Source organism: Bacillus sp. FMQ74, assembly GCF_001875785.1.
Lineage (GTDB): Bacteria > Bacillota > Bacilli > Bacillales > Bacillaceae > Bacillus > Bacillus stercoris.
Genome location: NZ_MOEO01000001.1, coordinates 418787 through 436435, shown reverse-complemented (window position 1 = coordinate 436435; position 17649 = coordinate 418787). Strand labels below are relative to the sequence as shown.

Annotated in this window: 18 protein-coding genes, 2 pseudogenes and 3 riboswitches; of the genes and pseudogenes, 10 read left to right on the top strand and 10 right to left on the bottom strand. The window is 43.0% G+C overall.

The features are described 5' to 3' along the window. Positions 1 to 8: 8 nt before the first annotated feature. Positions 9 to 1703, bottom strand: coding sequence for a DUF6044 family protein (locus BLL41_RS02380; RefSeq protein WP_071576663.1), 1695 nt, complete (start codon positions 1701 to 1703; stop codon positions 9 to 11). Between the two features lie 192 nt (positions 1704 to 1895). Here BLL41_RS02380 and BLL41_RS02375 point away from each other — a divergent pair, with 192 nt between their 5' ends. Then, positions 1896 to 2708 carry a metallophosphoesterase gene (locus tag BLL41_RS02375; protein ID WP_071576662.1) on the top strand — a complete coding sequence of 271 codons (813 nt, stop codon included), beginning with the start codon at positions 1896 to 1898 and terminating at the stop codon, positions 2706 to 2708. Between the two features lie 27 nt (positions 2709 to 2735). On the opposite strand, the gene BLL41_RS02370 is transcribed toward BLL41_RS02375, so the two are convergent. Then, positions 2736 to 3287, bottom strand: a complete 552-nt coding sequence (locus BLL41_RS02370; protein WP_071576922.1) for a YkoP family protein — start codon at positions 3285 to 3287, stop codon at positions 2736 to 2738. Positions 3288 to 3378: 91 nt separating this feature from the next. Here BLL41_RS02370 and BLL41_RS02365 point away from each other — a divergent pair. Further along, a pseudogene (locus BLL41_RS02365) lies at positions 3379 to 4496 on the top strand (MGDG synthase family glycosyltransferase); the annotation flags it as partial. Positions 4497 to 4511: 15 nt separating this feature from the next. Here the strand turns inward: BLL41_RS02365 and BLL41_RS02360 are convergent. The 3 genes from BLL41_RS02360 to BLL41_RS02350 form a co-directional block, all read right to left on the bottom strand. Continuing rightward, positions 4512 to 4976: a MarR family winged helix-turn-helix transcriptional regulator gene (locus BLL41_RS02360; RefSeq protein ID WP_003232536.1), complete on the bottom strand. Its 465-nt coding sequence runs from the start codon at positions 4974 to 4976 to the stop codon at positions 4512 to 4514. A 132-nt stretch (positions 4977 to 5108) separates the two neighbouring features. Further along, positions 5109 to 5291 carry a stress response protein YkoL gene (gene ykoL / locus BLL41_RS02355; protein WP_071576660.1) on the bottom strand — a complete coding sequence of 61 codons (183 nt, stop codon included), beginning with the start codon at positions 5289 to 5291 and terminating at the stop codon, positions 5109 to 5111. A gap of 87 nt (positions 5292 to 5378) precedes the next feature. Then, the gene (locus BLL41_RS02350) at positions 5379 to 5534 is read right to left on the bottom strand and encodes a hypothetical protein (RefSeq protein ID WP_052438165.1); all 156 of its coding nucleotides are present in this window, start codon (positions 5532 to 5534) and stop codon (positions 5379 to 5381) included. Between the two features lie 193 nt (positions 5535 to 5727). Here BLL41_RS02350 and BLL41_RS02345 point away from each other — a divergent pair, with 193 nt between their 5' ends. Beyond that, positions 5728 to 6060, top strand: coding sequence for a MerR family transcriptional regulator (locus BLL41_RS02345; RefSeq protein WP_003232541.1), 333 nt, complete (start codon positions 5728 to 5730; stop codon positions 6058 to 6060). Between the two features lie 42 nt (positions 6061 to 6102). On the opposite strand, the gene mgtE is transcribed toward BLL41_RS02345, so the two are convergent. From mgtE to BLL41_RS22495, 4 genes and pseudogenes are all read right to left on the bottom strand, one after another. Then, positions 6103 to 7458 carry a magnesium transporter gene (mgtE, locus tag BLL41_RS02340; protein ID WP_071576659.1) on the bottom strand — a complete coding sequence of 452 codons (1356 nt, stop codon included), beginning with the start codon at positions 7456 to 7458 and terminating at the stop codon, positions 6103 to 6105. Between the two features lie 16 nt (positions 7459 to 7474). Continuing rightward, a complete protein-coding gene (locus BLL41_RS22955; RefSeq protein WP_041521309.1) occupies positions 7475 to 7597 on the bottom strand; it encodes a hypothetical protein in 123 nt (40 codons plus the stop codon). A gap of 91 nt (positions 7598 to 7688) precedes the next feature. Beyond that, positions 7689 to 7854, bottom strand: a riboswitch (M-box (ykoK) riboswitch). 107 nt (positions 7855 to 7961) lie between these two features. Next, on the bottom strand, positions 7962 to 8099 hold the full coding sequence (locus BLL41_RS02325) for a transcriptional regulator SplA domain-containing protein (protein ID WP_003218541.1): 138 nt from the start codon (positions 8097 to 8099) through the stop codon (positions 7962 to 7964). A gap of 83 nt (positions 8100 to 8182) precedes the next feature. Further along, positions 8183 to 8323 (bottom strand): annotated as a pseudogene (locus tag BLL41_RS22495) (PepSY domain-containing protein); the annotation flags it as partial. Positions 8324 to 8446: 123 nt separating this feature from the next. Continuing rightward, a riboswitch (TPP riboswitch) is annotated at positions 8447 to 8559 on the top strand. Positions 8560 to 8656: 97 nt separating this feature from the next. Between BLL41_RS22495 and thiU the strand changes: the two are divergent. The 4 genes from thiU to thiX are packed head-to-tail and all read left to right on the top strand — an operon-like array spanning position 8657 to position 12229. Then, positions 8657 to 9259, top strand: coding sequence for an HMP/thiamine ABC transporter substrate-binding protein ThiU (thiU, locus tag BLL41_RS02315; RefSeq protein WP_071576658.1), 603 nt, complete (start codon positions 8657 to 8659; stop codon positions 9257 to 9259). A 1-nt stretch (position 9260) separates the two neighbouring features. After that, entirely contained in the window at positions 9261 to 9860 is a 600-nt protein-coding gene (locus tag BLL41_RS02310; protein ID WP_003232554.1) for an ECF transporter S component, read from the top strand. Next, positions 9847 to 11490, top strand: a complete 1644-nt coding sequence (locus tag BLL41_RS02305) for an ABC transporter ATP-binding protein (protein WP_071576657.1) — start codon at positions 9847 to 9849, stop codon at positions 11488 to 11490. The genes BLL41_RS02310 and BLL41_RS02305 overlap by 14 nt, the downstream gene beginning before the upstream one ends. Then, the gene (gene thiX / locus BLL41_RS02300) at positions 11465 to 12229 is read left to right on the top strand and encodes an HMP/thiamine ABC transporter permease ThiX (protein ID WP_071576656.1); all 765 of its coding nucleotides are present in this window, start codon (positions 11465 to 11467) and stop codon (positions 12227 to 12229) included. The genes BLL41_RS02305 and thiX overlap by 26 nt, the downstream gene beginning before the upstream one ends. Before the next feature lie 31 nt (positions 12230 to 12260). On the opposite strand, the gene rsbRB is transcribed toward thiX, so the two are convergent. Next, positions 12261 to 13094, bottom strand: a complete 834-nt coding sequence (gene rsbRB / locus BLL41_RS02295) for an RsbT co-antagonist RsbRB (RefSeq protein WP_003232560.1) — start codon at positions 13092 to 13094, stop codon at positions 12261 to 12263. A gap of 222 nt (positions 13095 to 13316) precedes the next feature. Here rsbRB and isp point away from each other — a divergent pair, with 222 nt between their 5' ends. From isp to guaD, 3 genes are all read left to right on the top strand, one after another. Continuing rightward, complete coding sequence (isp, locus tag BLL41_RS02290) at positions 13317 to 14276, top strand: serine protease Isp (protein WP_014479598.1); 960 nt, start codon at positions 13317 to 13319, stop codon at positions 14274 to 14276. 132 nt (positions 14277 to 14408) lie between these two features. Then, positions 14409 to 14564: riboswitch (SAM riboswitch) on the top strand. 127 nt (positions 14565 to 14691) lie between these two features. Then, positions 14692 to 16980, top strand: coding sequence for a 5-methyltetrahydropteroyltriglutamate--homocysteine S-methyltransferase (gene metE / locus BLL41_RS02285; RefSeq protein WP_071576655.1), 2289 nt, complete (start codon positions 14692 to 14694; stop codon positions 16978 to 16980). Between the two features lie 173 nt (positions 16981 to 17153). Then, positions 17154 to 17624, top strand: coding sequence for a guanine deaminase (gene guaD / locus BLL41_RS02280; RefSeq protein ID WP_071576654.1), 471 nt, complete (start codon positions 17154 to 17156; stop codon positions 17622 to 17624). Positions 17625 to 17649 lie beyond the last annotated feature (25 nt).

The following is a 17649-nucleotide window of genomic DNA, read 5'->3' as shown; positions in this document are numbered from 1 at the left end:
TATCCTCCTTATCTTGTTTCATATAAATAAATGCGCCAAGCGGAATCCTTATGGTCAAACGTCTTGACAAGCGCGAGATGATTTTGTTCAGCATTCATGATCGGAACTGAAGATAAAATGTACCGTCCGCCCATTTTTTTAAATACCTCTGTATTTAATTGAAGATTGTTGATCGTTTTCTTCGAGTTCTTTTTGAAATCGTATCGTTTACCGAGTTCATCGACAAAAAGGTAGCAGCGGCTGCCCCACTCATCAAAATATTGTTTCAGCCGAGCGTTTTTTTCCAGCTCTTTTTCAATGATTTTCCTAAATTCATATTTATAAGAGAGCGGATACAGATTGTTATACGTATCTAACGTATAAAACCCGTTATATTGGGCGATAGACGGATGCAGGCCGATGCTCGCCACCCTGTACGAATCTTGCGGGCGTCCGATAAATTCTTTAATCTCTTTGAATTGCTCGGATGCATAAAACTCCCTGAATGTCGGCGCGTTGTAATGAACACCATACGTATACTCTTCATTAAAAGGCGCCAGCACCATCAGCTGTGCAGCGACCGCGGCGTACACAAGCCATTTCCATCCTTTCCCCATCCGCCAAATAAGATATAAAGCAAGCGCAAAGCTCACGTATATAACAAGCGGTCGCAGAAAATGAAAACGGGCAAAATTAAATTCTGCTAAAAAGGCAAATTTCTGCTTAGGCACTGCCCAAATTTTGTTGAACCAAAACGCATACCATAATGACAATCCGTAATTAAGTACACATAAAAACAGATAAACATTTTCTGGCTTTGTCCGATTTCGTTTGAACAGCAGAGCAGCAAATACGAGCAGCAGAATCGGGAGGATGACAACGGTATGAACGGTCATCACATGATTATGGCCATAGACAAAGTTTTTTACGGATAGCCGAAGAGAATGCCAAACGTCATGCCTGGATGAGATAAATTCGATACGATGCATCGGTGCATGCTCAAACAGCATCGAATAGACAAGCCGATATTCAACGAAAAGATAGATACTCGTCATAAATGCAATACTGCCTAAGAAAATCAGATTCCATCTTCTTTTTGTAATGGCATCATACAGCCAAAAACACGCCATTCCTGCCAGGAAAAAGAAGAAGCCTAAAACAAAGCTTGAATATAAAGGAAGCAGTCCGAGCGTCAGCCATTCTCTCCATGAGATATCCCCTTTTCGGATATTTAAAAAAGCCCACAGTGCCAAAGGATACCCAAGCGTACTCAGCATCCCCGAAGGCCAGAAAGGTGTTAAGGCAAATGCAAGCGATACGCCAATTCGGATGAAAGCCGCTTTTGGTTCAGGGATCACATGTTTCTTCAGCAGCACATACATTCCAAAAAAAGCGACAACTCTTGTAACCGTCTGGCTTATTGCATAGGCGGTCATGGAAGAAAAGAAAGCATGGAGCCAAACAATTCCGCTCCACTCGGTGCCAAAGGCATCCCGGGGCAGCCCGTTAATGATTTGCGGAATGGCAGCGTCAACCTTGCCGACGATTTCTCCGCTATCGGCCAGAACCTTGTACCAAGCGATGTTGGAATCTAAATTATCGTGGACCCGGATATGGGCATCTTCCTTTAAAATAAAAAGCGGGGATACATACAATAAAAGAAGAAATAATGCGATCCAGAGATAATATGTTTCTTTTTTTTGTTGTCTCATCAACCGTAACATTGCTTACACATCCATTTGTTATTCTGACTCCGTCGGCATGTTCTGCCTCATGTGTCAAAATTTATTATCCCTTTTCCCTTCCAAATCATTCATCATATGACAATCCGTTTTTCAGCCTGTCTCTACCCATTAATTCCCGCTATCCATAGGGCTTGCTCACTTACTATACTGATATGAGGGAGGGGATATATTTTGTTTACAATCTTACTTTCATTGGCCATACTCGTATTTGTGCCATTTCTATATAAAGCGAACCGCAATACAAAAGATGTGAAGGTTAACACCATTTCAATCGACCAAAAAGACGGCCTTCCAGCCAGAAAAAAATTAAATATCCTTCATTTATCAGATCTTCACTTGGAAAACATTTCAGTCTCACCTGAGGAGCTGTATCATTTAACAAAAGATCAGCCTGTGGACATCATTGCTCTTACCGGGGATTTTCTTGATCGGAAACGTAATATTCCGAAGCTGGCAGCTTATTTGAATGCCTTGCAAAAGCTGAAGCCTGCATATGGAATGTACGCGGTGTTCGGTAACCACGATTATGTATTGAAAGAAGAGGACTTTCAGAGGCTGAAGCGTGTTTTAGAGGAAAACGACTGTATCACGCTTCAAAATGAACATGTTCGAATCGATACGGCTGCAGGGCCAATCAATATAATTGGCATTGATGATTACAGTACGAATCGCAGTAATATTACCGGCTCTTATCAAAGTCTGGAAAACGGCTATCATCTTGTACTAACACATGATCCAAATATTATTCTGGATATGAAAGATGTTCATTATGATTACCTGCTGTCAGGCCATTTTCACGGCGGGCAAATCCACTGGCCAAAACCGTATCATTTGGTGAAAATGGGCAAACTCGTGCGCATGAACATGATTAAAGGTCTTCATTATCATCACGATAAGCCATTTTATATCAGTGAAGGCTTGGGACAAACTGGCGTAAATATCCGTGTCGGAAGCCGCCCTGAAGTGACATTTCATCAGATTTAAGCAAAAAAGACTGTGCTGACCGTGGCATCAGTCTTTTTTTTGATAGGTTTTCTGCAGCTTTTCTTTTGAGATAAACAAATAGGATGAATTCGGTAAATGCCGCAAGCTCACAGGCTTTGAAGTCAAATATAAAATCGGCACATGGGACATTTTTTTAAAGCATCTGTAAAAAGGGTTCACCGGGGTAATCACATCAAAGCCGAGCCTTTTCACACCTCTGTCAAGCATCGTAATCCCAATGATCCCTTTGATTTTCTCGCTTTTTTTATGATTGTTGATATAGTCAAGAAGAAGCGGCATTGATTGATATACTTTCTGATAAATAATGATTCCTTTTCTGACCGTACTCTCAATGCTTTGCAGTTCTCTTATCAGTTTAATATTGTGCAGATGGATTTTAACGAGCACATCATTTTTTCTAATATGCGTTCCGTCGCTCAGCACGACATGATGTCCTTTATACTTCGTCAGCCTGACTCGAAAAACGCTTTTTTGCTCTTTGTCAATCAAGCTTAGCCTTGAAAAAAAGAAATAAATTGGGTCAACCATTCTCCAAATGGAAAGGAAACAGGTTTTCATCTCTTCACCTTCCTTATGATCAAAAACACCCTTATATTTTGTGAGCGTTCTCCCCAAAATATAGTTGCCATATTTTTTTGGGAGGACTGTCATGAAAAACATTCTTATTTTTCCTTTTTTAAGCATTTCCACCGGCCATCATCATGTCGCTGATGCATTGCAGGCTGAATTGGAGTCTCAGGGGCTTGCAGCTGAGAACATTGATATCTTTTCACATGCGTATAGGCGGTTAGAAAAACTGTCCTCCGTGGCTTATTTAAAATGGATTCAATATTTTCCGAAAACGTACAGCGGCATTTACAGGCTACTCGCCTGCGGAGAATATCAGCATGACAAACGATATTCCATGTACGAATGGCTGTTCACACAACAAATGAGGCACATCCTCCAAGAAAAACAGCCTGATATCGCCTTCTGCACACATGCGCTGCCTTCTTATCTGCTGGACCGGCTAAAGCCTGAATATCCAGATCTGACGGTTGTGAATGTATACACTGATTTTTTCGTGAATCAATTATGGGGACGGAAGAATATTGATTACCATTTTGTTCCGAGCATGGAAGTAAAGAATCAGCTCATATCAGAGGGGATCGATCAGAACAACATATACTTGACCGGCATTCCAGTTCACCGAATGTTTGAAATGGAATCAGCAGATACCTTGCAGCACCATCCGCCATATACCATCATCATCACAGGGGGCAGTATGGGGGTTGGGGGAATGTTAAAATGGGTGCAGAAACTGTCGCCAGGCGGAAAGATCTTATACAAAATATTATGCGGCAGAAACGAAAAGCTCTACTGCTATGTCAAAAGTTTACACCACCCTTTAATTGAGGCGATTCCTTACCTTCACAGCAAAGCAGAGATGAACCGTTTGTACGAACAGGCGACAGGCATCATGACAAAACCCGGAGGCGTGACCATCAGTGAATGCTTACAGAAGCAGCTCCCCGTATTTATTTATCATGCACTGCCGGGCCAGGAGGAAATGAATTTGAACCTTTTAAATGAAAGGAAGCTTGTCATAGATATAAGAAACTGGGATGTACAAAAAGCAGAAGAGCGTTTTGCGGTATTTTTTCAATCAAATGAACAGATGAAGAAATATAAAACAAACGTCAATGGATATCTTGGTGAAATGTCTGACAGGAAGATTGAAGATGTTTTAAAAAGAATCCTATAAAACAAAAAAACACTCTCCAGAAAGAGAGTGTAGAGTCGTTAACGAAACAGCAAATGCTGACTGTGTATGCCTGCTTTCTTGAGCAGGACGATCAGCTGGTCCTGTTCATCAGGCGAAAGGCCTGAAAACGCTCTCGCAATACGCAGTGCATGAATCGGATAAATTTTATCCAAATACTCATTTCCCTTGTCAGTTAAATGTGCGTAAACGGAGCGTTTATCTTTCGGGTCCTGCTCCCTTACTAAAAACCCGTTTCTTTCTAGTTTGTCAATAACATATGTGACGTTTCCGCTTACAAGCAGAAGTCTCGACCCAATTTGCTGTAATTTTTGCGGGCCTCTTGTGTACAGGAGCTCCAGTACAGCAAATTCAGTGGGATTAAAACCGTGCTCTTTGCTATCACGGATACTATGTTCGGACACACTTTTGAAAGCCCTTGCAAAAACTCTGTACAAATTCATCGCACGCTCAACTTCTTCTTCGTTAAACGATAATCTCATCATATCTACCTCGTATATAGGATTTTTATAAAAAAATAATGAAAACCCTTACATATAATAAGAGTTCAGTCCCTTACTATACGTATTCGCTATAATTCGAGAAATTCCTTCTAAAAGTAAAAAAATCCTTATACATTATCTTGTATAAGGATAATTTCTGTGATTTGTAATGCTTCGAAAGAAATAAGCATATTCTTTCCGAAGCTCAGAAATCGTCATTTTGTTCATGACCTCTTTATTATAAACTCCAATTTGATAGAGTTTTTCAGAATAATGGCTTCGTTCTTTTTCTAAAGCGGATTTCAATAAATTACTCATAGCGTCCTCCTTCATTTTGAGGTATCCTATACAAAAGATACTCTATTTAAATGAACGTGGTATGAATCTAATGTAAAGAATTTATGTTTACGAAGATTTACGGTACCGTCCGTTTTGAACGGATCTTAATAATTGAAAAGCCTGTTCTCCGGCAAGCTGCATAAACGTCTCCAGCATTTCATCACGCTTGATATCCAACTCGATAATTTCTTTTGCCAGTGAGACCGCTTTTTCTTCCTCCATGATTATCCTTCCTCCTCGTTTGTTCGTTACATAAAGGATAAAACGCGCTTGTGTGTTACGCATTATTCTTGTTAATTTTTCTTCCGCATTTTTTCAAAAATCTTCTATTTGATGTTAGAAAATATGACAAGCGTCAGGTTTTTTCTCTTTGTTTTTTATATACTATTATCAAAAGACATCCAGGGGTGGAAAAATGACCACAGAAGATCATTCTTATAAAGACAAAAAAGTGATTTCAATCGGAATTGTGAGTGAATTGACAGGATTGTCCGTAAGACAGATCAGGTATTATGAGGAACGAAAGCTCATTTACCCGCAGCGTTCTTCAAGGGGGACAAGAAAATACTCCTTTGCCGATGTGGAGCGGCTGATGGATATCGCCAATAAGCGTGAAGACGGTGTACAGACGGCAGAGATTTTAAAGGATATGCGCAAAAAAGAACAGATGTTAAAAAACGATCCGCAAGTGCGGAAAAAAATGCTGGAGGGGCAGCTTAATGCTCACTTTCGGTACAAAAACCGTTAAATGATAAAAGTCCGGCTCGCAGTTGAGACGGACTTTTTATGTTTATAATGAGTGTATGAATGCAGTGGCAATGCCAAAGTAGATTAATAAAGATAAAATATCGTTTAACGTTGTAATCAGCGGTCCAGAAGCAATCGCCGGGTCTACTTTCAGTTTGTGCAAAATAATAGGGATAATCGTTCCTGACATCGTGCCGATGATTAAGGTTAAGAACAGTGAAGAGGCGACTACAAATCCCAAAAGCGCATTCCCCTGCCATATGATGGAGACAATCGCGATTAGCACAGAACAAACCGCTCCGATAAAAATACTTGTTCTGAACTCCCGGAAGATCAGTCGCACAATCGTTTTTTTGTTCATTTCTTCTTTAGACAAGCCTCTGATGACAACCGCGAGAGATTGTGTTCCCGTATTTCCTGTCATCCCTGACACCATCGGCATGAAAAACGCAAGCGCGACAACCTGCTTCAGCGCATCCTCAAAATAGCTGATAATGCTTCCTGAAATCAGCCCGATAAACAAGAGTAAAATCAGCCATGGCAGGCGCCGGTATGCCGCCACGTAAGCTTTTGTGTCAAAGGTGATATCTTTACCGGAAGCGGCAAATTTTTCGTAATCCTCATCAGCTTCCCGAATAACGACGTCGATAATATCATCGACCGTTACGATGCCGACAAGCACGTTGTTTTCTTCTACCACCGGTATTGCCAAGAAATCGTAACGTTCAATCAGGCGGGCAACTTCTTCCTGATCCTGAAGAGCATCTGCTGATATGACGCGGGTAAACATTAAATCCTGCACCTTTTCTTCAGGTTCGCCCAGGATCAAATCGCGGTAGGAAAGAACCCCAACCAGCTGTTTGCTTTCATTAATAACATATAAGTAGTTGATTGATTCAGCGATTTCAGCGAAGCTTTTCAGTTTGACGACCGCGTCTTTTACCGTGTAATGCTGAGGAATCCACACATACCGGTTTGTCATCATGCGTCCCGCTGAATCAGCCGGATAATTCATCAAGAGCTGTACAGCTTTTGACTCTGCCGCTTCCATGCTGGACAAAAGCTGCTCCTTCAGTTCTTCGTCCATTTCTTCAAGCAATTGAGCGAGGTCATCGTTGTCCATTTTGTTCATCGCCAGTGTTGCTTTTGTTTTTCCGACTTTATTTAAGACGACAAGCTGAAATTCGCGTTCCAGCTCCCCGATCATATCAGTGATATCGTCTACAGTTAAATAAGATAAATAGCGGGCGCGGTGTTTTTCCGGCATTTCTTTAAAAATAAATGCCATGTCATAGGGCTGAAGCTCATCAATAACACTTCTGAAATCCCTGATTTTCCCGTCTCGCAATAAAATAATGATGCGTAAAATGAGTTCGTCATAAGTCATGTTTTGAACCATCGGACTCGTACCTCCTCTACGGAGACGTGCCGGCCTCGCCAGAAGGTGCGGCAGTTCGTCTCCTCATCGTGTAATCAATTGCCTTGTTGTCATAGTATATGGGTACTTCTTCAGATTGACTCGAATGGGGAGAATCCATACTCCGCACCTCCTTTGATTGGTTTCGTTTTAAAGGCATAAAAAAAGCCTTCAGGATTGAAGGTGAAAGAAGCACGTCAAAAAAAGCGTGCGGGCGCCTTCAATCGTAGAGCTTTAGCACTGTATGGCATAGGACAATCATCCAGCTGCATTAAAAATCACCTTATGTCGATGATTTCTGTTGACCCATTGGCGTCTTTGGACATTTTTGGGCAGCAGCGTATCTCCATACAGGAGCCTCACCTAACGAAGTTCCTAATTGAATTGACACACTGAGATTACAGAAAAAAACAAGCTGTGTCAACTCAAAAAAGTAATAAATGCGCTTACATCACAATTACGGAACAAAACAAGGGCCTAAGCCCTTATTCTGTTGTTTGTGTCTCGTCATCTTCAGAAAGCAAATGATACGTTTCATGAAGAAATAAGGCATACTCTCCTTCCTTCGTCGGATGAGGGACATATTCAGCCTGATTGATGTATTGCTCCTCTTTCTTTTCCATGCGTTTCGCCTCCTTTTCTACTTAGATTGTCCAAAAAAGGGTTTCTTATCATGAAAACCCCCCCTGCAGCGGGGGTTTGAATAGTCATCTATCTCAGTTTTGATCATGCGGCCATCTTTTGCGGAAATTTCAAATTCTGTCTCAGTTCCTTGTTTCGTTTGGATTTCAATTTCATAGATGTAAGCACCGTCATCTTCGTCAAGCTTACTTTCTGTTACGGTTCCATAATATGTGTCCTTTGTCCAAATGTGATCATCCTCTCCTGTCCCTATATGAAAAAAATGATTTCGTTGTTTACAAAATGATTCTTATCATCTATTATGATGTCAAAATAAAAAATTGTATACGGTAAGCACTAGGGGTGCTGTTTTGGCTGAGATAAAACGCGTGAGAAACGCGTTTTGATCCCTTATGACCCGATCTGGATAATACTAGCGTGGGGAAGTGCAGGTTGACCGAATGGTGTATTTTTTTGTGCGCTTAATCGATCTATGACTGCATATTCCCTTAGGATATGCAGTTTTTTATTTTATCCAAAAAACAGGAGGCTTTTAGAAATGGAGCATATTTGCGGTACAAGCAGAATCGCCGGTTTTCGCTTCTCTTTATATCCGATGACGGATGATTTTATCAGTGTGATCAAGTCTGCGCTGAAAAAAACAGATACATCCAATGTTTGGACGAAAACCGACCATATCAGCACGGTGTTACGCGGATCGATTGATCATGTATTCGATGCTGCAAAAGCCATTTACCTTTATGCAGCAAACAGCGAAAAACACATCGTCATGAGCGGCACGTTTTCCATTGGGTGCCCGGGCGACACCCAGGGAGATACATATCTTTTCACAGACGATAAGCGTGCCAATGAAGATGCTGTCCGAGGCTTGAACGCGGAAGCGCCGTGCCAATTTGCGCTTTATCCAATGAATGAGCCGGATTATATGGGATTGATTATGAAGGCTGTCGACATCGCAAAAGCCCAAGGCACTTTTGTACAGGGTGTCCATTACGCGAGCGAGCTTGACGGGGATGCGCATGACGTATTCAGCACATTGGAAGCCGTTTTCCGCATGGCTGAGCAGCAAACAAACCACATCACCATGACTGTGAATCTTTCGGCTAACAGTCCATCAAGAAAAAACAGAAAGCAGGGATAACATGAAAAGCTGGAAAGTAAAAGAAATTGTCATCATGTCCGTTATCAGTATCGTATTTGCCGTTGTTTATTTATTATTTACACACTTCGGAAACGTGCTTGCAGGTATGTTTGGGCCAATCGCCTATGAACCGATTTACGGCATTTGGTTTATCGTTTCGGTCATCGCCGCATACATGATTCGAAAACCGGGTGCGGCGCTCGTTTCTGAAATCATTGCCGCTCTCGTTGAGTGCCTGCTGGGAAATCCGTCTGGCCCGATGGTCATCGTCATCGGCATTGTTCAAGGACTCGGGGCTGAGGCTGTATTCCTTGCAACACGCTGGAAAGCATACTCTCTCCCTGTCCTTATGCTGGCCGGTATGGGGTCTTCAGTAGCCAGCTTTATCTATGATCTCTTTGTTTCTGGCTATGCAGCCTATTCACCGGGTTATCTGCTCATTATGCTTGTGATCCGCCTCATTTCCGGCGCGCTTTTGGCGGGGCTTCTCGGAAAAGCTGTCAGCGACTCTCTCGCTTATACAGGTGTGTTAAACGGAATGGCACTCGGAAAGGAACTGAAAAAGAAACGGAAGCGGGCGTCAGAACATGCAAGCCTTTGATGAGCTTCTGACAGTTGACCAGCTCAGCTTCTCTTATGAAGAAGACGAGAAACCGGTTTTTCAAAACATTTCGTTTGAGCTTGAAAAAGGAGAATGTGTTTTATTGCTAGGACCGAGCGGGTGCGGTAAAAGCTCGCTCACCCTTTGTTTAAACGGTCTATATCCGGAGGCTTGCGACGGCATTCAGTCCGGACATGTATTTCTATTTCAAAAGCCGGTCACAAACGCTGAAACCTCCGAAACGTTTGCTCAGCATGCCGGGGTCGTTTTTCAGGATCCTGATCAGCAGTTCTGCATGCTGACGGTGGAGGACGAAATCGCTTTCGGGCTCGAAAATCAGCAGATTCCAAAAGAAGAAATGACAGAGAGAATCAATGCCGTATTAGAAAAATTACGTATTCCCCATTTAAAAGAAAAAACGATATCCACCCTTTCAGGAGGACAGAAGCAGAAAGTGGCTCTCGCCTGTATTTTGGCGATGGAGCCTGAGCTTATTATTTTAGATGAGCCGACTTCTCTTTTAGACCCTTTCTCAGCGCGGGAATTCGTTCAATTGATGAAAGACCTTCAGCGGGAAAAAGGTTTCAGCCTCCTCGTCATTGAGCATCAGCTTGATGAATGGGCGCCTTGGATTGAGAGAACGATCGTGCTCGATAAATCAGGGCAAAAAGCGCTGGATGGTCTGACGAAAGATCTATTTCAGCACGAAGCGGAGACAATAAAGAAATTGGGCGTCGCAATTCCAAAGGTCTGTCATCTGCAGGAAAAGATGAGTATGCCGTTTACTTTATCAAAAGAAATGCTGTTCAAAGAGCCCTTTCCTGCCGGGCGTGCTGAAAAGAAGGAAACTCCTTCTGGAAAGAGTGTGCTCGAAGTCCGCAGCCTTTCGTTCGCGAGAGGACAACAAACGATTTTCGAAGACATCAGCTTTTCATTGCGCGAAGGCTCTTTGACGGCGCTTGTCGGCCCGAACGGCACTGGAAAATCGACGCTCTTATCTGTTCTGGCCCGTCTTATGAAACCGCAAAGCGGCAAAATTCTTCTATTTGATCAGCCGCTGCAGAAATATAAAGAAAAAGAATTGCGAAAACGAATGGGTTTTGTTTTTCAAAACCCTGAACATCAATTCGTCACCGATACGGTGTATGATGAGCTGCTGTTCGGCCAGAAGGTAAATGCTGAAACTGAGAAAAAAGCGCAACACCTGCTGTATCGTTTCGATCTTGCGCATTTGGCTGATCATCATCCGTTTGCGATCAGCCAAGGGCAAAAACGGCGACTGAGCGTTGCTACCATGCTCATGCATGACGTAAAGATTTTATTATTAGACGAACCAACCTTTGGCCAGGACGCCCGCACCGCGGCTGAATGTATGGAAATGATTCAGCGCATTAAGGCAGAGGGAACCGCCGTCCTCATGATTACACACGATATGGAGCTAGTCTCTTCGTATGCTGACAGTGTGCTTGTGCTTCATGATACGGGCTTGGCCTTTGACGGATCTCCAGCGCAGTTGTTTTCTCTAGAAACAGGGCTTGTCCAAAAAGCAAAGCTCACCCTTCCCCTTCTATATGAATGGATGGCATATCAAGGGGAGGTGCGCGATGAAGCAGCCGTTACAACTCATTAATCCAACGGTAAAAGCGGCGGCGGTTTTTTGTTGTGTCGTCATGCTGTCGTTTATTTACAATCCTTACACTCCGGCATGTTTTTATATCATCATCGTCGCGGGCGTTTTACTGGCGGCCGGAATCCCATTGAAAAAATGGTTGTTGTTTACGATTCCGTTTTTGATTTTAGCATTCGGATGCGTGTGGACAGCCGCAGTTTTTGGAAAGGTGCCGACAACACCGGATAATTTTTTGTTTCAAGCAGGCCCTATCTCCATTAACAGCGATAATGTGTCTGTCGGCATCTCTCTCGGGTTTCGTATTTTGTGCTTTTCCGCCTTATCGATGATGTTTGTTTTTACGACCGATCCGATTTTATTTATGCTGAGCCTTGTCCAGCAGTGCAGGCTCTCACCAAAGCTCGCGTACGGTGTCATTGCAGGCTTTCGCTTTCTTCCGCTGTTAAAGGATGAAGTCCAGCTGATTCAGCAGGCTCATAAAATCAGAGGAGGAGCGGCGGAGAGCGGCTTCATTAATAAAATCAGCGCGTTAAAACGCTATACCATACCGCTATTGGCAAGCGCCATCAGAAAAGCGGAACGGACAGCGCTTGCGATGGAATCGAAAGGTTTTACAGGAAGCAGAAACAGGACATATTACAGGACATTAAGCGTGAACCGGCGCGACTGGGTGTTCTTTTGCCTCGTCCTCTTATTATTCGCGGGATCTTTTCTCGTATCTTTATGTTTCGCATCATAAAAAAATCCGCTATCACAGATAGCGGATTTTTTTATTGATGATAGTTTAATGCTTGAGCAAGATTGGTTTTAATGGTAATATTCGAAAAATCAATTCCCAGCTGTACAGCGGTTTGCGCAATTTCAGGCCTGATTCCTGACAGGGTTGACCGGACACCGATCAGATTGAGCGCCTCAATCAATTTAAAAATCTGGTGCGCCACCATCGTATCCACTACCACAACACCCGACAGATCGATTAACAGATGCTCCACGCGTCTTTTTGCACAAGCTTGAAGCGTGTTTTCCAGAATAAACTTGGCCCGTTCGGTATCAATGTCACCGACAAGCGGCAGCAGAGCTGTTGATTTGCTCAGGGTAATGACAGGTGAGCTTAATTCCAATATCATTTCTCTCTGGGCGTTTAATTGCTGCTTAGCATTCATTTCAGCGTGATCAACGAATGTATAAATGGTGAAATCAAATACTTTTACAATCAAATCAGCCCATTTTTGCTTCTCACCCGGTTCAAACGCTGACTCATTTTCTTCTGCGAACTTCTCAAAATACTTCGTATATAATCTCCGGTTTCTCATAAACTCCCGAATGACATACTGAACCGGTGTGTCGAGATGTTTTTGATCGTTCGTCAGCTCAATGACCCATTCTTGAAATTCTTCAAGAAATTGTTTTTCCGGTAAAACATACATGTAATTCAGATGCCGGTAAAATTCTCTGTCCTGCTCTTTTAATTCTTCTGTTACTGTTGCATTATGTAGGGCGTAAAGCGAATTCGGATCACTTTCCTCCATCGTTTCAATCCATTCCTCGGCCATTTGTTCCACATGCTCTGAAAAAAATGCATATAATTTTTCATTCAGTTTCATGACACTGCTCCTTTCCCCAACACTATTATAACTTGACTTACAGTTGAATCCCAGTCATACATGCCGAAGCCATCCAATATTTTGAAGATTACTAATTCTTTGGTGTGTATCCTATTTTTTCAAAATGCTTCAAATGGCTCTGTCCGATCGGTTGTTTTTTTCATATAATATGAGGCAACACCCTTGAATCCACTTGAAAGCATAAAAAAGGAGGGCTTTTTTATGAATGGTGAAATCCGCTTGATCCCGTACGTGACAAATGAGCAGATCATGGATGTAAACGAGCTTCCTGAGGGCATTAAAGTGATTAAGGCGCCAGAAATGTGGGCAAAAGGGGTAAAAGGCAAAAATATTAAAGTTGCTGTATTGGACACGGGCTGCGACACAAGCCACCCTGATTTAAAAAATCAAATCATCGGCGGAAAGAACTTTACGGATGACGATGGCGGCAAGGAAGATGCGATTTCTGACTACAACGGACACGGCACACACGTCGCCGGAACGATTGCAGCTAATGATTCAAACGGAGGCATTGCCGGAGTCGCGCCTGAGGCAAGCCTATTGATTGTGAAGGTTCTTGGCGGCGAGAACGGCAGCGGACAATACGAATGGATCATCAACGGCATTAACTACGCGGTGGAACAGAAAGTCGATATCATCTCAATGTCCCTTGGCGGACCAAGTGATGTGCCTGAGCTGGAAGAAGCCGTGAAAAACGCGGTCAAAAACGGAGTGCTTGTCGTGTGTGCAGCAGGAAATGAGGGGGACGGCGACGAACGCACTGAAGAGCTTTCCTACCCTGCGGCTTATAATGAAGTGATTGCAGTTGGATCTGTTTCTGTAGCACGAGAATTATCAGAATTTTCTAACGCGAATAAAGAGATTGACCTTGTGGCACCAGGTGAAAACATCTTATCCACCCTTCCCAACAAGAAGTACGGTAAGCTTACCGGCACTTCAATGGCTGCCCCTCATGTCAGCGGTGCGCTTGCTTTAATCAAAAGCTATGAAGAAGAATCATTTCAAAGAAAGCTTTCAGAATCTGAGGTTTTCGCACAGCTAATCCGCAGGACACTTCCTCTTGATATTGCAAAAACGCTGGCAGGCAATGGATTCCTGTATTTAACAGCTCCTGATGAGCTCGCAGAAAAAGCAGAGCAATCACATTTGTTGACCCTATAAAATTATTTTTCTTAAATAATATGCACCACATCATGTAAATAAAAATTTCAAATTCTATGTTGACAATGAATTTGAATTACTGTTAAGATTACCAACAAATGATTCAACTTTTCAAAAAATTAATAACATTTTCTCTTATCGAGAGTTGGGCGAGGGATTGGCCTTTTGACCCCAACAGCAACCGACCGTAATACCATTGTGAAATGGGGCGCACTGCTTTTCGCGCCGAGACTGATGTCTCATAAGGCACGGTGCTAATTCCATCAGATTGTATCTGAGAGATGAGAGAGGCAGTGTTTTACGTAGAAAAGCCTCTTTCTCTCATGGGAAAGAGGCTTTTTGTTGTGAGAAAACCTCTTAGCAGCCTGTATCCGCGGGTTAAAGAGAGTGTTTTACATATAAAGGAGGAGAAACAATGACAACCATCAAAACATCGAATTTAGGATTTCCGAGAATCGGACTGAACCGGGAATGGAAAAAAGCACTTGAAGCGTATTGGAAAGGCAGTACTGATAAAGATACGTTTTTGAAGCAAATTGACGAACTATTTTTATCCGCAGTAAAAACACAAATTGACCAGCAGATTGATGTTGTGCCTGTTTCTGATTTCACACAGTATGACCATGTACTCGACACAGCCGTCAGCTTCAACTGGATCCCGAAACGATTCAGACATTTGACTGACGCTACCGATACATACTTTGCTATCGCCCGCGGAATCAAAGACGCTGTATCTAGTGAAATGACAAAATGGTTTAATACAAATTACCATTACATCGTTCCGGAATATGACGAGAGCATTGAGTTCCGTCTGACAAGAAATAAACAGCTCGAAGATTATCGCCGTATCAAAGAGGTATACGGTGTTGAAACAAAGCCTGTGATTGTCGGTCCTTATACATTTGTTACACTTGCTAAAGGCTATGAACCGTCTGAAGCAAAAGCGATCCAAAAACGCCTTGTGCCATTATATGTACAGCTTTTGAAAGAGCTTGAAGAAGAAGGCGTAAAATGGGTTCAAATCGATGAGCCAGCGCTCGTTACCGCCTCTAGTGAAGATGTCCGCGGTGCAAAAGAATTATTTGAAAGCATTACAAGTGAACTTTCATCCTTGAATGTGCTTTTGCAGACGTATTTTGATTCAGTTGATGCTTATGAAGAGCTGATCACCTACCCTGTTCAGGGAATTGGCCTTGATTTCGTTCACGATAAAGGGAGAAACCTGGAACAGCTCAAAACACATGGCTTTCCGACAGACAAAGTGCTGGCAGCCGGCGTTATCGACGGACGCAATATTTGGAAAGCAGATCTTGAAGAGCGTCTCGATGCCGTTCTTGATATTCTCAGCGTTGCAAAAGTTGATGAACTGTGGATTCAGCCTTCCAGCAGCCTGCTGCATGTTCCAGTAGCGAAACACCCCGATGAGCACTTGGAAACAGATCTATTGAACGGATTATCCTACGCAAAAGAAAAGCTGGCCGAGCTGACAGCATTGAAAGAAGGATTAGTATCAGGAAAAGCGGCGATCAGCGAAGAGATTCAGCAGACTAAGGCTGATATCCAGGCGCTTAAACAGTTTGCAACAGGCGCCAATTCTGAACAAAAGAAAGAGCTTGAGCAATTAACCGATAAAGACTTCAAGCGCCCGCTTCCGTTTGAAGAACGTTTAGCCCTGCAAAATGAATCTCTCGGCCTGCCGCTTTTACCGACGACAACGATCGGCAGCTTCCCTCAGTCTGCTGAAGTGCGAAGCGCGCGCCAAAAATGGCGGAAAGCTGAGTGGTCCGATGAACAGTATCAAAACTTTATCAATGCCGAAACAAAAAGATGGATTGATATTCAAGAAGAATTGGAGCTTGATGTCCTTGTTCACGGCGAATTTGAACGGACAGACATGGTCGAATACTTCGGTGAAAAGCTGGCCGGTTTCGCCTTCACTAAATATGCCTGGGTTCAATCATACGGTTCACGCTGTGTCCGCCCGCCAGTCATTTACGGAGATGTTGAATTTATTGAACCGATGACAGTGAAAGACACAGTTTATGCACAGTCATTGACTTCCAAGCATGTGAAAGGAATGCTGACGGGACCTGTTACAATCTTAAACTGGTCTTTCCCTCGAAACGACATTTCGAGAAAAGAAATCGCCTTCCAAATCGGGCTTGCCCTTCGCAAAGAAGTTAAAGCGCTTGAAGACGCAGGCATCCAAATCATTCAGGTTGATGAACCAGCGCTGCGTGAAGGCCTTCCATTGAAAACCCGCGATTGGGATGAGTATTTGATTTGGGCGGCAGAAGCATTCAGATTAACCACTTCTTCCGTGAAAAACGAGACACAGATTCATACACATATGTGCTACAGCAACTTCGAAGATATCGTTGATACGATCAATGATCTTGATGCCGATGTGATTACAATCGAACATAGCAGAAGCCACGGAGGATTTTTAGATTACTTAAAAGACCACCCGTATTTGAAAGGGCTTGGCCTTGGTGTATATGACATTCACAGCCCTCGTGTGCCGTCAACTGAAGAAATGTACAATATTATCGTTGATGCGCTTGCCGTCTGTCCGACTGACCGCTTCTGGGTAAATCCGGACTGCGGATTGAAAACAAGACAGCAGGAAGAAACGGTTGCCGCATTGAAAAACATGGTTGAGGCTGCAAAACAGGCAAGAGCACAGCAGACACAGCTAGTATAATTTGAAAAAACCATCTGCCAAATGCAGATGGTTTTTTTCTATAATACAGCCACAATCGGTTTCTTATTTTAGCAAATCCCCCAAATACTTTGTTTATTTTGCACTTTTTTAAGAATGTTCTTTGCATTCTTTTCGGCTATACTAATAACACTCTATTGACAGGAGGGATTGGGATGAATCATGAAACGTTCTTAAAACGGGCTGTCACTCTCGCATGTGAAGGAGTGAATGCAGGAATCGGCGGGCCTTTTGGAGCCGTTATCGTGAAAGACGGAGCCATTATTGCAGAGGGCCAGAACAACGTCACAACAAGCAATGATCCGACTGCCCACGCGGAAGTTACAGCTATTCGGAACGCCTGCAAGGTCTTAGGAGCATACCAGCTTGATGACTGCATTTTGTATACGAGCTGTGAACCATGCCCAATGTGCTTGGGCGCCATCTACTGGGCCCGGCCGAAAGCCGTTTTCTATGCAGCGGAGCATACAGACGCTGCCGAAGCCGGGTTTGATGATTCATTCATTTATGAAGAAATTGATAAACCCGCTGAAGAAAGAACAATTCCCTTTTATCAAGTGACTCTGACAGAGCATTTATCCCCGTTTCAAGTATGGCGGAATTTAGCCAATAAGAAAGAATATTAAAAGGATCAGGCATGTACGGCCTGAT

Bases quoted from the DNA above. Each gene is read 5' to 3' on its own strand.
- BLL41_RS02380 (WP_071576663.1), bottom strand. From the start codon at position 1,703: ATGTTACGGTTGATGAGACAACAAAAAAAAGAAACATATTATCTCTGG.
- BLL41_RS02370 (WP_071576922.1), bottom strand. From the start codon at position 3,287: ATGAAAACCTGTTTCCTTTCCATTTGGAGAATGGTTGACCCAATTTAT.
- BLL41_RS02360 (WP_003232536.1), bottom strand. From the start codon at position 4,976: ATGATGAGATTATCGTTTAACGAAGAAGAAGTTGAGCGTGCGATGAAT.
- ykoL (WP_071576660.1), bottom strand. From the start codon at position 5,291: ATGAGTAATTTATTGAAATCCGCTTTAGAAAAAGAACGAAGCCATTAT.
- BLL41_RS02350 (WP_052438165.1), bottom strand. From the start codon at position 5,534: ATGGAGGAAGAAAAAGCGGTCTCACTGGCAAAAGAAATTATCGAGTTG.
- BLL41_RS02345 (WP_003232541.1), top strand. From the start codon at position 5,728: ATGACCACAGAAGATCATTCTTATAAAGACAAAAAAGTGATTTCAATC.
- mgtE (WP_071576659.1), bottom strand. From the start codon at position 7,458: ATGGTTCAAAACATGACTTATGACGAACTCATTTTACGCATCATTATT.
- BLL41_RS22955 (WP_041521309.1), bottom strand. From the start codon at position 7,597: ATGGATTCTCCCCATTCGAGTCAATCTGAAGAAGTACCCATATACTAT.
- BLL41_RS02325 (WP_003218541.1), bottom strand. From the start codon at position 8,099: ATGGAAAAGAAAGAGGAGCAATACATCAATCAGGCTGAATATGTCCCT.
- thiU (WP_071576658.1), top strand. From the start codon at position 8,657: ATGGAGCATATTTGCGGTACAAGCAGAATCGCCGGTTTTCGCTTCTCT.
- BLL41_RS02310 (WP_003232554.1), top strand. From the start codon at position 9,261: ATGAAAAGCTGGAAAGTAAAAGAAATTGTCATCATGTCCGTTATCAGT.
- BLL41_RS02305 (WP_071576657.1), top strand. From the start codon at position 9,847: ATGCAAGCCTTTGATGAGCTTCTGACAGTTGACCAGCTCAGCTTCTCT.
- thiX (WP_071576656.1), top strand. From the start codon at position 11,465: ATGAAGCAGCCGTTACAACTCATTAATCCAACGGTAAAAGCGGCGGCG.
- rsbRB (WP_003232560.1), bottom strand. From the start codon at position 13,094: ATGAAACTGAATGAAAAATTATATGCATTTTTTTCAGAGCATGTGGAA.
- isp (WP_014479598.1), top strand. From the start codon at position 13,317: ATGAATGGTGAAATCCGCTTGATCCCGTACGTGACAAATGAGCAGATC.
- metE (WP_071576655.1), top strand. From the start codon at position 14,692: ATGACAACCATCAAAACATCGAATTTAGGATTTCCGAGAATCGGACTG.
- guaD (WP_071576654.1), top strand. From the start codon at position 17,154: ATGAATCATGAAACGTTCTTAAAACGGGCTGTCACTCTCGCATGTGAA.